Source organism: Blastococcus sp. Marseille-P5729 (genome assembly GCF_900292035.1).
Taxonomy (GTDB): domain Bacteria; phylum Actinomycetota; class Actinomycetes; order Mycobacteriales; family Antricoccaceae; genus Cumulibacter.
Genome location: NZ_OMPO01000001.1, coordinates 640,260 through 653,392, shown reverse-complemented (window position 1 = coordinate 653,392; position 13,133 = coordinate 640,260). Strand labels below are relative to the sequence as shown.

At 68.3% G+C, this 13,133-nt stretch carries 10 protein-coding genes and 1 other RNA gene; 9 read left to right on the top strand and 2 right to left on the bottom strand.

Going from position 1 to position 13,133, the window contains the following annotated elements; translation table 11 throughout:
• Positions 1–13: 13 nt before the first annotated feature.
• The gene (locus DAA40_RS03150; RefSeq protein ID WP_106848253.1) at positions 14–970 is read right to left on the bottom strand and encodes a cyclase family protein; all 957 of its coding nucleotides are present in this window, start codon (positions 968–970) and stop codon (positions 14–16) included.
• Between the two features lie 252 nt (positions 971–1,222).
• On the opposite strand from DAA40_RS03150, the gene DAA40_RS03145 reads away from it, so the two are divergent.
• The 9 genes from DAA40_RS03145 to DAA40_RS03105 all read left to right on the top strand — a co-directional run bounded on the left by DAA40_RS03145 (position 1,223) and on the right by DAA40_RS03105 (position 12,245).
• A complete protein-coding gene (locus tag DAA40_RS03145; RefSeq protein WP_106848252.1) occupies positions 1,223–2,839 on the top strand; it encodes an acyl-CoA synthetase in 1,617 nt (538 codons plus the stop codon).
• 79 nt (positions 2,840–2,918) lie between these two features.
• An RNA gene (gene rnpB / locus DAA40_RS03140) (RNase P RNA component class A) lies at positions 2,919–3,313 on the top strand.
• Positions 3,314–3,404: 91 nt separating this feature from the next.
• A complete protein-coding gene (locus DAA40_RS03135) occupies positions 3,405–3,620 on the top strand; it encodes a hypothetical protein (protein ID WP_106848251.1) in 216 nt (71 codons plus the stop codon).
• A complete protein-coding gene (locus tag DAA40_RS03130) occupies positions 3,621–5,033 on the top strand; it encodes an RNB domain-containing ribonuclease (RefSeq protein WP_106848250.1) in 1,413 nt (470 codons plus the stop codon). It abuts the gene before it with no gap.
• Positions 5,017–5,772 (top strand): helical backbone metal receptor, encoded by a 756-nt coding sequence (locus DAA40_RS03125; protein WP_106848249.1) that lies wholly within the window; start codon positions 5,017–5,019, stop codon positions 5,770–5,772. The genes DAA40_RS03130 and DAA40_RS03125 overlap by 17 nt, the downstream gene beginning before the upstream one ends.
• Before the next feature lie 116 nt (positions 5,773–5,888).
• A complete protein-coding gene (locus DAA40_RS03120) occupies positions 5,889–7,094 on the top strand; it encodes an Ig-like domain-containing protein (protein WP_158716203.1) in 1,206 nt (401 codons plus the stop codon).
• A gap of 38 nt (positions 7,095–7,132) precedes the next feature.
• The gene (locus tag DAA40_RS03115) at positions 7,133–8,491 is read left to right on the top strand and encodes a glutamine synthetase family protein (RefSeq protein ID WP_106848247.1); all 1,359 of its coding nucleotides are present in this window, start codon (positions 7,133–7,135) and stop codon (positions 8,489–8,491) included.
• On the top strand, positions 8,491–9,216 hold the full coding sequence (locus tag DAA40_RS03110; protein WP_106848246.1) for a type 1 glutamine amidotransferase: 726 nt from the start codon (positions 8,491–8,493) through the stop codon (positions 9,214–9,216). The genes DAA40_RS03115 and DAA40_RS03110 overlap by 1 nt, the downstream gene beginning before the upstream one ends.
• Positions 9,213–12,245: a bifunctional [glutamine synthetase] adenylyltransferase/[glutamine synthetase]-adenylyl-L-tyrosine phosphorylase gene (locus DAA40_RS03105; RefSeq protein ID WP_106848245.1), complete on the top strand. Its 3,033-nt coding sequence runs from the start codon at positions 9,213–9,215 to the stop codon at positions 12,243–12,245. Before DAA40_RS03110 ends, DAA40_RS03105 begins: the two co-directional genes overlap by 4 nt.
• A gap of 10 nt (positions 12,246–12,255) precedes the next feature.
• Here the strand turns inward: DAA40_RS03105 and DAA40_RS03100 are convergent, their stop codons facing one another.
• Positions 12,256–13,086 carry a Sir2 family NAD-dependent protein deacetylase gene (locus DAA40_RS03100; protein WP_106848244.1) on the bottom strand — a complete coding sequence of 277 codons (831 nt, stop codon included), beginning with the start codon at positions 13,084–13,086 and terminating at the stop codon, positions 12,256–12,258.
• Positions 13,087–13,133 lie beyond the last annotated feature (47 nt).

The following is a 13,133-nucleotide window of genomic DNA, read 5'->3' as shown; positions in this document are numbered from 1 at the left end:
GGTAGTCCCCTCGTTACTTCACGACGATCGGGTTCACCGGGGCCCCCGTGCCCTCCACGATCTTCAGCGGAGCGGCCGCGTAGAGGAAGGCGTACTGGTTGTCGGACGCGCAGTCCTCCGCCAGCGCCTCCAGATCGCAGATCTCGGTGAACGTGACGCCGAGATTACGCATCAGTGCGCAGTGCAGCGGCAACGCCACCCCGGTGTCGGGCTCGTATGTCGTCTCGTTGGCGATGGTGTCGGTCACGAGGTTCGGGATCTCCCGCTCGTGGAACCACTCGACGAGCTCTTTGGAGAAGGTCAGGCCCGGCTCGTTGAAGCCGTCGTAGAACTTCACTGGACCGTCCTCGTGGAAGGACCCCAGGAAGCCGGTGCGGATCAGGATGATGTCGTGCTTCTCGATGGTGATGCCCTGTTTCTCGGCGCACGCCTCGAGGTCCTCGTGGGTGAAGGTCTCGCCCTTCTCGAGCCGGTCCTTGCCGCGGTAGCGGGCCATGTCGAGCAGGACGCCGCGTCCCACGATGCCCTTCTCGGCGATCGGTAGCACGGACGCCTTCTTCAACCCGCCGATGGTGGTCTTCGCGTCGTAGCCGTTGTAGATCTCGCCGTCGTACCAGACGTGACCCAATGCGTCGTACTGCGTGGAGCCTTGCAGGAACGCCGTGATGAAGTCATCGGCGTAGTGCAGACCGCCGGGGAACTCGGGAGCGCTGCCGCCGATCCAGTTGCCCTCGTCGATGACCATCAGCCGCTCCGCGGCGCGCCGGCCCGGCCACACCGGGTCACCGTTCGGGTCGCCCATCTTCAGCTGCACGGGGAAGACCTTGCCCTGCTTGACGTGCTGCACGCCGCGCAGCACCTCTTCTGCGGTGAGGAAGTTCAGCGCGCCGACCTCGTCGTCCTCGCCCCAGCGCCCCCAGTTCTTGGGGCAGTCCTTGAGCACTTCGCTCATCGAAGGGGAATCAGTCATGGCCAGTCCTCCGTGTCGCAATGAGTAGGTTTGGGAAGTGACGTGCAGCACTCAACATACGTTCGGCTTAAGTGCATGGCAACAGCGATGCTGGCCACCGTTGAGCGACCACGATGGTCGGATCAGAGATATATCTCAGATCTGGCAGGATGAGAAGTCGACCGCGGTGGGTGTCGTTCGAGATGCAGCGTTGAGTTTCATCGAACGACGGGCCAGGGTGGGAGTAGACGACACGGCGATGGAGACGACGAGATGACCCGAGCACCATTCATGAAGCGCGTGAGCTCGTACGAGGAGATGCACGCGCAGATCGACCACTCGACCATGCAGATCCCGGAGCACTTCAACCTCGGCGTCGCGTGTGTCGACGAGCACGATCCCGAGGCGCGGGCGATGACGACGGTCAACCCGGACCGCACGTCCCAGGACTACACCTTCGGCGACGTGAAGAAGATGGCGAACCAGGTCGGCAACGCGCTGCGCTCCCGGGGAATCGGACGAGGCGACGTCGTCGCCATCATCAATCCGCAGTCCATCGAGACCGCGGTCAGTTTCATGGGCATCTGGCGGATGGGCGCCATCGCCCTGCCCATCTCACAGCTGTTCGGACCGGACGCGCTCCAGTACCGGTTCGAGAACTCCGGCGCCAAGGCGGTCATCGTGACCGCGAAGAACGAGGAAGCGGTGCGGGAGGCGCTCGGGGAGGGCTCGGACGTCGTCGTGATCGTCATCGGTGCGGGGGAGGGCCGCGAGGACGACTTCTACGCTGTGCTCGCGGCCGAGTCGGACGAGGCAGCGCCGGTCGACACGCTCGCCGAGGACCCCGCCTTCCTCATCTACACCTCAGGGACGACCGGGAACCCGAAGGGGGCGCTGCATGCGCACCGCATCGTGTTCGGACAGATCCCGATGTTCGAGGCGGCCTACGACTTCTACCCCGAGCCGGACGACGTCCTCTGGTCGGTCGCCGACTGGGCCTGGATCGCGGGGCTCATGGACATCCTGGTCCCGGCCTGGTTCTACGGGCTACCGATCATCGTGGATCTGCAGGAGGGCTTCGACCCCGAGCGGGCCGTCTGGTTGTGTCGCGAGCACAAGGTCACCCTGAGCCTGCTGCCCGCTACCGCGATCCGGGGCATCCGCTCCTCGGGCCTCGAGGGCGGCGGGTTCGCCTTCCGGGCGCTGGCCTCCGGTGGTGAGCCGTTCAGCGCCGGCCTTTACCAGTGGACGCGCGACTTCTTCGGGTGCGACGTCAATGACGCCTACGGGCAGACGGAGATGAACGGGCTGTGCTGCCACAGCTCCAAGGTCTACCCGAGCCGCCCGGGGTCGGTGGGCCGCGCCGGACCGGGCAACAAGGTCTCGGTGATCGACGGCGAGGGCAACGAGCTCGTCGACCAGGTGGGTGAGATCGTCGTCGACCGCAACCATCCGCTGGTGATGATCGAGTATTGGCGCAACCCCCAGGCGACCAAGGAGAAGTTCCACGGGGACTGGCTGCTCACGGGAGATCTCGGCCGCATCGACGAGGATGGCTACGTCTGGTTCGAGTCACGCAAGGACGATGTCTTCAAGACCTCGGGCTATCGCGTCGGGCCCACCGAGATCGAGAACTGTCTCAGCGCGCACGACGCCGTCGCGCTCGCCGCGGTGATCGGTGTCCCGGACGAGAAGCGCGGGCACGTGCCGAAGGCGTTCGTCGTACTGCGGGACCAGTCCGCCGGGAGCGATGAGCTGGTCGAGGAGCTGCGCGCATATGTCCGCAGCCGGCTCGCCGCGCACGAGGTACCCCGCCAGATTGTGTTCGTGGAGGACCTGCCGCGGACCGTCACCGGGAAGATCATGCGGCGCGCCCTTCGCGATGACTAGGCCGTGTTGCGTCAACGGTCATCGCTGGGTCGAGCGGCACACGTCGGCCGTAGGCTGCGACTAGACTGCATCTCGCGGATGAGCCGGGTGGGCGATCGCGAGCGGCGCAGGCCGCTCGAGGAACGTCCGGACTCCACAGAGCAGGGTGGTTGCTAACGGCAACCCGGGGTGACCCGCGGGACAGTGCCACAGAGAACAGACCGCCTGCCGCGAGGTAGGTAAGGGTGAAACGGTGGTGTAAGAGACCACCAGCGCCCCGGGTGACCGGGGCGGCTCGGTAAACCCCACCCGGAGCAAGGCCGAGAGGCCGTGCGGTCCGCCGCGCGGCTGCGCCAGCGCCCGAGGGCTGCTCGCCCGAGCTGGCGGGTAGGCCGCTGGAGCCTGCCGGCGACGGCAGGCCTAGATGGATGGTCGCCCATCGGTGCACCGCGAGGTGCCCGGGGACAGGATCCGGCGTACAGCCCGGCTCATCCGCGCCACTCCACCGACCGCGACCGCAGGCGGTCTCGCCGCGCCCATGACTTGGCTAGGGTGGGGAGGATCCGCACACTCGAGGAGGGTTGGCATGTCCGACAGCGACGACAAGTGGTGGCTGCGCATCAGCGACGGCAAGGTGATCCGGGCCAGCGAGGCCAAGGCTAACGAGCGGCTCGGTCCCTACGACACTCCCGAGGAGGCTGCCAACGGGCTCACTGCGCTGCATGAGCGCGAGGAGCGGCTGGAGGAGGAGGACCGCGAGTGGAACAGCTGGGGTCAGGACGAGGACGACGAGGGCCAGTAGGTGAGCACTCGCCGCTCTGTTCGGGGCGCTGACTTTCCGCGCGTACGCGCCGATCTGGAGGTGCGCGACCAGTTCCCGCCCGAGGCCATCGCAGAGGCACGTGAGGCAGCCGCGAACCCGCGGCTGCCCGACTCCGACGACACGGCGTTGCCGCTGGTCACCCTGGACCCGGTCGGCGCCAAGGATCTCGACCAGGCAGTGCACATCGCCCGCGAGGACGACGGCTACCTCGTCAGCTATGCGATCGCCGACGTCGCGGCGTTCGTCGACCCGGGGGGCGCGATCGACCAGGAGGCATGGCGGCGCGGGCAGACGCTGTACAGCCCCGACACGCGAGTTCCTCTTCACCCGACGGAGCTCAGCGAGGACGCCGCCAGCCTGCTGCCGGGACAGGAGCGTCCGGCAGCGCTGTGGGAGATGCGCCTGGATGCCGACGGCCAGGTGACCGGCGCGACCGTACGCCGCACGAAGGTGCGCAGCATCGCGCAGCTCGACTACGAGCAGACCCAGAAGGACTTCGAGGCAGGCGCCGCCCACCCGTCGCTCGCGCTACTGGCCGAGGTCGGCCCCAAACGCATCCAGCTCGCCAGCGAGCGGCACGCGATCAACCTCAACCTGCCCGAGCAGGTCGTCGAGCACGGCGAGCACGGCTGGCAGCTCGCCTACCGCAGCCAGCTGCCCTGCGAGCTGTGGAACGCCGAGATCTCCTTGATGACCGGCATGGCGGCGGCGACGATGATGGTGAACGCCGGGACCGGCCTGCTGCGCACCCTGCCGCCGGCTGCTGAGGAGACCCTCGAGCGAGTCCGCACGACCGCGGAGCTGCTCGGCATTCACTGGCCCGACGGCGCCTATCCTTCCGACGTCCTCGACAGCCTCGACCGCGGGGTAGCGCGCAACGTCGCCTTCATCGAGCAGGCCGGGCACCTGCTGCGCGGAGCCGGTTACCTGGCCTTCACCGAGGGGAACCCGCACGAATCGGTGCACGCGGCGATCGGCGCGGTCTACGCGCACGTCACCGCCCCGCTGCGGCGACTGGTCGATCGGTACGGCGCCGAGGTATGCCTCGCGGTCAGTGCCGGCGAGGCAGTACCCGGCTGGGTCATCGACGCGCTCCCCAAGCTGCCGGAGGTCATGAGCCAGACGGGCAACGTCGAGCGTCGCCTGGAGAACGCCATCATCGACTCGGTCGAGGCGCTGCTGCTGCAGGACTCTGTCGGCGAGCGCTTCCCGGCCGTCGTCGTGGGCGCGGGGAAGGAGGACGTCACCGTCGTCCTCGAGAACCCCGCCGTGCGGGCGCGGGCCCGCGGCTCGGCGGAGCTCGGCGAGACGGTCCAGGTGGAAGTGCTCGAGGCGGACCCGGTCAAGCCCGAACTGCGGCTGGACGTGGTCCGCGATGCCGATCGTCACTGACGACCTCGGCCGCGAGGTGCGGCTCGGCGAGATCCGACGGGTGGTCAGCCTGGTGCCGTCGCTGACCGAGTCCATTGCGTACGACGCGCCCGAGCTCCTCGTCGGCGTGACCGACTGGTGCACTCATCCGCACGGTCTGACGGCGTCGCGCATCGGCGGAACGAAGAAGCCGGACATCGGCCGGATCGTCGCGTTGCGCCCCGACGTCGTCGTCGCCAACAAGGAGGAGAACAAGCGCGAGGACGTCGACGCGCTCGTCGCCGCGGGTGTCCCCGTCTATGTCACCGACCCCAACACGCTCGATGAGGCGTTGCGCTCCATCGGAGCGATGCTCGACGCACTGGCGCTGCGCCGCCCCGCGTGGCTCGATACGGCGGCGCGGGTGTGGGCCAGCCCCGTACCCCAGCTGGACGGGGTCCGCACCGTCTGCTTCATCTGGCGCAAGCCGTGGATGGCGGTCGGCTCGCACACCTTCTCCGGTGACCTCATCGAGCGTCTCGGGCTGGTGAACGTGGTCACCGAGCCCCGCTACCCGCGGACCGACCCGGCGGTGGACGCCGAGCTGATCCTGCTTCCCGACGAACCGTACCCCTTCAGCCTGCGCGATGGCCCGGAGGCCTTCCCCGGACGGCGCTGCGCACTGTTCGAGGGGCGCTACCTCACCTGGTACGGGCCGTCGCTGGTGGAGGCCAGGGCCGTGATCGCGGGCGCCGCCCGCGGCCCGGTGATAGCGACCTGAACCACCGTGCGCGGCGCGCATTCTGTGGGAGAATGGCTCATTGTGTGTCTGCCTGCGGGCAGGCAACCCCCTGCCCGGGTGACGCCGAGTCACCGACCCCGCGCGTCTGGAAAGCGATGAATCGAACCTCCCCGATTACCCGGATCGTCCTGGTGCTGCTGTGCGTTCTCGGCCTCGCCGTCGCGACCGCGTGCACCACCGGATCGGAAGACGAGGGCAGCGCCGGCGAGCAGACCTCCGCGGCACCCAAGAAAACCAAGGAGCCCGAGGCTACGGCGGTGACGCTGACGCCGCCGGACGGCTCGACCGGCGTCAACCCGCTGACCCCGCTCGTCGTGAACGCGAGCAAGGGCATCATCACCTCGATCTCGGTGACCAACAACGACGGCAACGAGGTGCAGGGCACGCTGTCGCCGGACGGGCTGACCTGGACCTCCGGTGAGCTGCTCGGCTACGCGCGCACCTACACCGTGAACGCCGAGACGGTCAGCGTCCAGGGCGTGGAGGAGCAGTACACCGGCAGCATCCAGACCGTCGTCCCGAACAACCAGACCAAGGTCACCACGATCCCCGGCAAGCCGGGCAACACCTACGGCGTCGGGATGCCGTTGATCGTGAAGTTCGACGAGCCGATCACCGACAAGGCCGCCGCCGAGCAGCACATGAAGGTCACCACGAACCCGCCGGTCGAGGGAGCCTGGTACTGGTTCTCCGACAAGCAGGCACACTGGCGGCCGCAGAACTTCTACCAGCCCGGTACCACCGTCAGCCTCGAGGTCGACATCTACGGCAAGGACCTCGGCGGCGGCCTGTACGGCCAGGAGAACCACTCCACCAGCTTCACCGTCGGCGATGCCATGGTCTCGGAGATCGATAACTCCGACCTCCAGCTGAAGACCTACAAGAACGGTCAGCTCGTGCGCACCATGCCGGCGTCGCTGGGCGAGCCGAAGTACCCCTCCCAGAGCGGCGTGCACGTCGTGCAGGAGAAGTACGAGATGAAGATCATGGATTCCTCCACCTGGGGCCTGCCGACCGACCACCCGGACGGCTACTACGAGGAGGTCCCGTACGCCACGCGCATCTCCATGTCCGGCGAGTTCGTACATGCCGCGCCCTGGTCGGTGGCCGACCAGGGGGTGCGCAACGTCTCGCACGGGTGCATCAACCTGAGCATGGACAACGGCAAGTGGTTCTACGAGAACGCCTCGTACGGCGACATCGTCATCATCACCGGCACCGAGGCCGACCTGAAGCCGGGAGATGGCTGGGGCGACTGGAACGTGCCGTGGGAGACGTGGAAGGCCGGCGGCAAGAAGTAGCTAGAGTTGCCCCTGAGGACCGTCGTAGGAGGAGCAACGTGGATCGTCAGCAGCAGTTCGTCCTGCGCACCATCGAGGAGCGCGACATCAAGTTCGTGCGGCTGTGGTTCACCGACATCCTGGGCTTTCTCAAGGCAGTAGCCATCGCTCCGGCCGAGCTCGAGTCGGCCTTCGAGGAGGGCATCGGCTTCGACGGCTCGGCCATCGAGGGGTTCGCCCGCGTGACCGAGAGCGACATGGTCGCCCACCCCGACCCGACCACCTTCCAGGTGATCCCGCTGGAGAACGGCGAGCCCTCGGACACCGCCCGCATGTTCTGCGACATCAAGATGCCGGACGGCGCGCCGTCCTGGTCCGATCCGCGCCACGTCCTGCGCCGGGTGCTGTCGAAGGCCTCGGACATGGGCTTCTCGTGCTACACCCATCCCGAGATGGAGTTCTTCCTGCTCGAGGACGATCCCGCCTTGGGCAAACCGCCACGGCCGGTCGACAAGGGTGGCTACTTCGACATGCCCACGCACGCGGTCGCGCACGACTTCCGCCGCCGCGCCGTCAGCGCGCTCGAGGCGATGGGGATCTCGGTCGAGTTCAGCCACCACGAGGTGGCACCCGGCCAGCAGGAGATCGACCTGCGGTACGCCGACGCGCTCACCACCGCTGACAACATCATGACCTTCCGGCACATGATGAAGGAGGTCGCGCTGCAGGAGGGCGTCTACGCGACCTTCATGCCCAAGCCGTTCACGCAGTACGCCGGAAGTGGCATGCACACCCATATCTCGTTGTTCGAAGGCGAGAACAACGCCTTCCACGACCCGACTGACGAGCTGTCGCTGTCCAAGACCGCGCGGCACTTCATCGCTGGCATCCTGAGACATGCCCGGGAGCTGACCGCGGTCACCAACCAGTTCGTGAACTCCTACAAGCGGATCTACGCCTTCGAGGGCGAGGGCGAGATCTCCGAGGCCCGGGCGTGGATCTGCGGGGGGCCCGCCACCCGTTCTGCGCTGACCCGGGCCCCGCAGTACAGCACCGGCAAGCCCAGCCCCCCCCGCCTCGAGGTCCGCTCGCCCGACCCCGCGTGCAACCCCTACCTCGCCCTCGCCGTGCTCATCGGCGCGGGACTGCGGGGGATAGAGGAGGAGTACCAGCTCCCGCCGGGCGCCGAGGAGGACGTCTCGCAGCTGACCTCCCGGGAACGCAAGGCGATGGGCTTCGCCGAGCTCCCGCACAACCTCTACGAGGCGCTGACCTGCCTCGAGGAGTCCGACCTGATGGCCGAGATCCTCGGCGAGCACGTCTTCGACTACTTCCTGCGCAACAAGCGGCAGGAGTGGGCCGGGTACCGCGCCCGCGTCACGCCGTTCGAGCTCGAATCCTTCCTCGGGGTGCTCTGATGACCACGAAGCCGATCGCGATCATCGAGCACGATCCCGTGTCGCCTGCCGGCACGATCCTGGACTGGCTCAGCGAGGCCGGCTACCCGACCGAGGTGATTCGCCCGTACGACGGTGATCCGCTGCCGGAGGACCTGAGCGAGTACGCCGGCATGATCATGCTCGGCGGTGGCCAGTCCACCCGGTCGGACCGCAAGTTCGAGTGGCGCTCGCAGACCATCGACCTCGTGCAGCAGGCCGCCGCGGCGCAGTTCCCATCGCTAGGTCTGTGCCTGAGCTCGCAGGTGTTCGCCCACGCCCTCGGTGGCGTCGTGGAGAAGGGCGAGCACGGCATGGAGATCGGGGCCATGCAGGCCGGCCGCAAGGACATCTCGTATCAGGACGAGCTGTTCGACACCCTGCCGATGGCGCCTGACGTCATCGAGTTCCACGGCGAGGTGATCAGCGAGCTACCGCCGGACGCCGTCCACCTCATGGGTGGTCCGCTGTACGAGAACCAGGCCTTCCGCGTCGGCAAGAACATCTGGGCGATGCAGTTCCACATCGAGACCACCCCCGAGATCTTCGGGGGTTGGATTCGGGACAACAAGGAAGCGCTGCAGCGCAAGGGATTCGACACCGATCGGCTGCTGGAGCGCTACGCGATCGTGCATCCCGACCTCGAAGAGGTCTGGGCACCGTTCATCCGCAAGTTCGCCGAGATCGCCACCGGCACAGACCGATGAGCTCGTCCGGGCCGCGGCGGGCAGTCGACACTGGACGACAGCGCCGCAAGCCGATCGCCCGCCTGGACTTCACCGATCCCGATCGCGCCACGCGATTCCTGGGGCCGCTCGGGCTGGTGACCGAGGACGGCGGGTTCGCCGATGCCGCTGCCGAGCGGATCGTCCGGCTCGTGTCGGACGCCGCCGACCCCGACCAGGCCGCGCTGCTGCTGGCCCGGCTGGCCGAGGCCGCCGGCAACGAGGAGCTGATCCCGACACTGCGCTCCGATGCGGAGGTCGCCCGCCGGGTCGTCGCCGTCCTCGGGAGCTCGCGCGCCCTGGGCGAGTGGATGTGCGCCAACAGCGGGCAGTGGGAGCTGCTGCGGGACCGCCCTGAGTCCTTCAAGGAGCTGCTCGACGGGATCGCCAGCTCGGTCGGGGCCGACCTCGATCGCCCGTATACCGGCGAAAGTGGTCAGCTCGCGACGACGACCGGATCAGAGGCAATCCGGTTGCTGCGCACGGCCTACCGGCGTGCACTGCTGGACGTCGCGAGCCGCGACCTGGTCGGTGAGCTCAGCGTCGAGAGTGCTGCCGACCACCTTTCCGAGATGGCCGGTGCGCTCATCCAGACCGCTCTGGCAGTCGCGGCCGCCGAGCTCGAGGAGCGTGCGGCCGGCGTCCGCCTCGCCGTCATCGGCATGGGCAAATGCGGCGCGCACGAGCTGAACTACATCTCGGACGTGGACGTGATCTACGTCGGGGAGCCGGTGGGGGAGACCTCCGAGGACGTCGCGATGCGCAACGGCGCGACCTGGGCCTCGGCCATGATGCGCATCTGCAAGGAGATCGCGTGGGAGGTCGACGCCGCGCTGCGTCCCGAAGGCAAGGCGGGAGCGCTGATCCGCACCCTCGACGGCCATCGCTCGTACTACAAGCGGTGGGCGCGCACCTGGGAGTTCCAGGCGCTGCTGAAGGCGCGGCCCATCGCCGGGGACCCGGCACTGGGGGCCCAGTACATGGAGGAGATCGCAGCGCAGTGCTGGCAGGCAGCCGAGCGGGACGGGTTCGTCGAGGACGTCCAGGCGATGCGTCGACGGGTCGAGGAGAACATCCCCGACAAGTTCGCCGACCGGGAGCTGAAGCTGGGACCGGGTGGGCTGCGGGACATCGAGTTCTCGGTGCAGATTCTGCAGATGGTCCACGGGCGGGCCGATGAGAAGATCCGGGAGCCGGCGACCCTCGAGGCGCTGTCTGCGCTGACCGCCGGCGGGTACGTCGGGCGCGAGGACGGACGTAAGCTCGCCGACTCCTACCGCTTCCTGCGCACCCTCGAGCACCGCGTGATGCTCACCCAGCTACGGCGCACCCACCTGCTGCCGGAGAACCCGGACGAGCTGCTCGCGCTGGCGCGTTCGCTGCAGTACGAGGGCGATCCGGTCAAGGCGCTGCTGGCCGACCGGGAGCGCCATGCCCGCGAGGTGCGAAGGCTGCACGAGAAGCTGTTCTACCGGCCGCTGCTGTCCTCGGTCGCCGCGGTGCCCGGAGACGCGCTGCGGCTCACGACAGAGGCGGCAGTGCAGCGGCTGCGAGCGCTGGGCTTCGAGCGGCCTGAGGGAGTGCTCAAGCACGTCGAGGCACTGACCACCGGCACCAGCCGGACCGCGGCACTGCAGCGCATCGTGCTACCCGCGATCCTGTCGATGTTTGCCGATGCCCCCGACCCGGACGGCGGCGTCCTCGCCTACCGCCAGGTCTCCGAGCAGTTGGGCCGCACCCCGTGGTATCTACGGCTGCTGCGCGACACCGGTGCCGTCAGCGGCCGGCTGGCGAAGGTGCTGGGATCGAGCAAGTACGTCGCCGGCCTGCTCGGGCGCGCTCCCGAGGCGATTCAGATGTTCGCCGAGTCCTCGCAGCTCGAGCCGCGGATGGAGACTGCGATCGAGATGAAGATGTTCGCGGCTGCCGGCAGGGCGGGCACCCCCGAAGAGGCGATCGCGGCCATCCGGTCGATCCGCAGGCATGAGCTCGTGCGGATCTCCTCGGCCGACATCCTGCACCGCGCCGACATCCTGCACGTCGGCAGCGCGCTGACCGCGCTCACCGACGCGACAATCCGGGCGGCCCTGTCGGTGGCGGCAAAGGAAGTCGGCCTGGAGCGCGGCATCGGCATGGGTGACTTCCCCTGCGACCTGGCCGTCATTGGCATGGGCCGCTACGGAGGCGCCGAGCTCGGGTACGGCTCGGACGCCGATGTCATGTATGTCTACGATGTACGGCCGGGCGCCGACGCGGACGAGGCTCGCGGGATCGCGCTGCAGACGATCGAGCTGATGATCAGTCTGCTGGCCAAGCCCGGCGCGGACCCGGCGGTCGGCCTGGATGCCGACCTACGCCCAGAAGGACGAAATGGCGCGCTCGTCCGCTCGCTCGACGGGTATCGGGAGTACTACGAGCGGTGGAGCCAGCCATGGGAGATGCAGGCGCTACTGCGAGCCCGGCCGGCGGCGGGGGACGTCGTCCTCGGAGCGCGGTTCATCCAGCTGATCAACCCGATCCGCTACCCAGAAGGGGGACTGAGCCCTGAGCAGCTGATCGAGATCCGGCGGATCAAGGCGCGGGTCGACACCGAGCGGTTGCCTCGCGGCGCCGACCCGAAGCGCCATCTCAAGCTCGGGCGCGGCGGGCTGTCCGACATCGAGTGGACGGTCCAGCTGCTGCAGCTGCAGCACGGCCACGATCACCCCCAGCTGCACACGACCTCGACGCTCCCCGCGCTGCGCGGGGCCGTCGAGGCGGGCCTGATCAGCAGTGACGACGCGGTGGCGCTGGCCGAGTCGTGGCGACTGGTGTCGCTGTGCCGCGCCGCCAACATGCTGGCCAAGGGCAAGGCATCGGACGAGCTGCCGCGGCCCCCAAAGGACCTCGTCGGCGTGGCGCGGCTCGCGCAGTATCCTGACTCGGTCACCAGCGAAGAGTTCCTGGACGACTACGCGCGCAAGACCCGCCGCGCCCGTCAGGTGGCCGAGCGCCTCTTCTATGGGGAATAGCCGCTGGTTCTCAGTGATGACTGGGAAGCGCGTCGGCGATCGCGGACAGCGTCTCGCTGACTCCGGCGTCCAGCCGCAGGTCGGCCATCGAGTCGCCCCGGGTGTGGCCGCGGTTGATGATCGCGATCGGCTTCGCGCCGTGCGCCCGCCTGACGAACCGCAGCCCGCTCTGCACCTGCAGGCTCGATCCCACGACCAGCAGCATCTCCGCGGCGTCCACCACGTCGTAGCTGGCCTGCACCTTCTCCGGCAGAACGGTCTCGCCGAACATCACCACGTGCGGCTTCAAGCGGCCGCCGCACACCAAGCAGTCGACGACGGTGAAGCCCTCGGTGCTCTCGATGTCGGCATCGCCGTCGGGTGCGATCGCACCGTCGTGGACCTCCAGGAACCCCGGGTTGGCCTCGGCGAGCCGGGCCTGCAGTGCTTCGCGAGTCGTGACCTGCCGGCAGTCCATGCAGATCACCTCGTCGATGCGGCCGTGCAGATCGATAACGCCCACCGACCCGGCCTCCTGCTGCAGACCGTCGACGTTCTGGGTGATGATGCCGCCGACGTACCCGTGCTGCTGCAGGTCAGCCAGCGCGCGGTGCCCGGCATTGGGCCCGGCCACCTCGAACTTCTCGAAGCCCACGTAGGATCGGGCCCAGTAGCGCTGCCGGAACGCGGCGGACCGGCTGAACTCCTGCAGGGTGATCTGACGTCGCGGTCGTGACGTCGGACCCCGGTAGTCTGGGATACCGCTGTCCGTGGACAGTCCCGCACCGCAGAGGACCGCCACCCCGCCGTTGCCGATCTCGTCGATGAGCCACCGCAAGCCGTCGGCGGGGGTGAGCATCATGCCGCCCATCGTAGTGATTGCGGTTCTCGCGACCGCGTGCCCGGCAG